The following is a 1,147-nucleotide window of genomic DNA, read 5'->3' as shown; positions in this document are numbered from 1 at the left end:
GTAAGTTAGCTCACTCATTAGGCACCGGGATCTCGACCGATGCCCTTGAGAGCCTTCAACCCAGTCAGCTCCTTCCGGTGGGCGCGGGGCATGACTATCGTCGCCGCACTTATGACTGTCTTCTTTATCATGCAACTCGTAGGACAGGTGCCGGCAGCGCTCTGGGTCATTTTCGGCGAGGACCGCTTTCGCTGGAGCGCGACGATGATCGGCCTGTCGCTTGCGGTATTCGGAATCTTGCACGCCCTCGCTCAAGCCTTCGTCACTGGTCCCGCCACCAAACGTTTCGGCGAGAAGCAGGCCATTATCGCCGGCATGGCGGCCCCACGGGTGCGCATGATCGTGCTCCTGTCGTTGAGGACCCGGCTAGGCTGGCGGGGTTGCCTTACTGGTTAGCAGAATGAATCACCGATACGCGAGCGAACGTGAAGCGACTGCTGCTGCAAAACGTCTGCGACCTGAGCAACAACATGAATGGTCTTCGGTTTCCGTGTTTCGTAAAGTCTGGAAACGCGGAAGTCAGCGCCCTGCACCATTATGTTCCGGATCTGCATCGCAGGATGCTGCTGGCTACCCTGTGGAACACCTACATCTGTATTAACGAAGCGCTGGCATTGACCCTGAGTGATTTTTCTCTGGTCCCGCCGCATCCATACCGCCAGTTGTTTACCCTCACAACGTTCCAGTAACCGGGCATGTTCATCATCAGTAACCCGTATCGTGAGCATCCTCTCTCGTTTCATCGGTATCATTACCCCCATGAACAGAAATCCCCCTTACACGGAGGCATCAGTGACCAAACAGGAAAAAACCGCCCTTAACATGGCCCGCTTTATCAGAAGCCAGACATTAACGCTTCTGGAGAAACTCAACGAGCTGGACGCGGATGAACAGGCAGACATCTGTGAATCGCTTCACGACCACGCTGATGAGCTTTACCGCAGCTGCCTCGCGCGTTTCGGTGATGACGGTGAAAACCTCTGACACATGCAGCTCCCGGAGACGGTCACAGCTTGTCTGTAAGCGGATGCCGGGAGCAGACAAGCCCGTCAGGGCGCGTCAGCGGGTGTTGGCGGGTGTCGGGGCGCAGCCATGACCCAGTCACGTAGCGATAGCGGAGTGTATACTGGCTTAACTATGCGGCATC

At 56.5% G+C, this 1,147-nt stretch carries 2 protein-coding genes and 1 pseudogene; 2 read left to right on the top strand and 1 reads right to left on the bottom strand.

Annotation, left to right across the window (positions count from 1 at the left end; genetic code table 11):
- Window positions 1–33: 33 nt before the first annotated feature.
- Window positions 34–375: pseudogene (locus tag U9R90_RS36320) on the top strand (hypothetical protein); the annotation flags it as partial.
- 17 nt (window positions 376–392) lie between these two features.
- Here U9R90_RS36320 and U9R90_RS36315 read toward each other — a convergent pair.
- Window positions 393–761, bottom strand: a complete 369-nt coding sequence (locus U9R90_RS36315) for a hypothetical protein (protein WP_000538659.1) — start codon at window positions 759–761, stop codon at window positions 393–395.
- 31 nt (window positions 762–792) lie between these two features.
- Here U9R90_RS36315 and U9R90_RS36310 point away from each other — a divergent pair, with 31 nt between their 5' ends.
- Window positions 793–984 carry a Rop family plasmid primer RNA-binding protein gene (locus U9R90_RS36310; protein ID WP_000165985.1) on the top strand — a complete coding sequence of 64 codons (192 nt, stop codon included), beginning with the start codon at window positions 793–795 and terminating at the stop codon, window positions 982–984.
- The last annotated feature ends 163 nt before the right edge of the window (window positions 985–1,147 follow it).

The sequence above is a fragment of the Streptomyces sp. E11-3 genome (assembly GCF_046540415.1).
Lineage (GTDB): Bacteria > Actinomycetota > Actinomycetes > Streptomycetales > Streptomycetaceae > Streptomyces.
The sequence above is the reverse complement of the archived record's forward strand: the minus strand, read 5'-3'. Positions and strand labels throughout refer to the sequence as shown.

What these genes read in the sequence shown, in the direction of transcription:
- U9R90_RS36315 (WP_000538659.1), bottom strand. Translation starts at nt 761, where the DNA reads ATGGGGGTAATGATACCGATGAAACGAGAGAGGATGCTCACGATACGG.